The sequence below is a fragment of the Burkholderia sp. MR1-5-21 genome, assembly GCF_053427715.1.
Window position 1 is genome coordinate 1 of record NZ_JBSAXD010000188.1, and the last position, 203, is coordinate 203.

Below are 203 nucleotides of genomic sequence, written 5' to 3' on the forward strand. Positions count from 1 at the left end.
TGGATGTCGAACGCGCCGGAGATCAGCACCGGCACGGACACGTCGCGCGCGCCCTGGCCGATCTGCACGTAGTTCTGCAGGAAGATCGACATGCCGATCGCGGAGATCAGCGGCACGAGGCGCGGGCCGCCGCGCAGCGGGCGATACGCGACGCGCTCGACGGCGAAGCCGTACAGGCCGGTGACGAGCACCGACACGATCAG

Annotated in this window: 1 pseudogene; it reads right to left on the minus strand. The window is 69.5% G+C overall.

What is annotated here, in order from left to right:
* Window positions 1-203 (minus strand): annotated as a pseudogene (locus ACV229_RS41015) (branched-chain amino acid ABC transporter permease LivH); the annotation flags it as partial.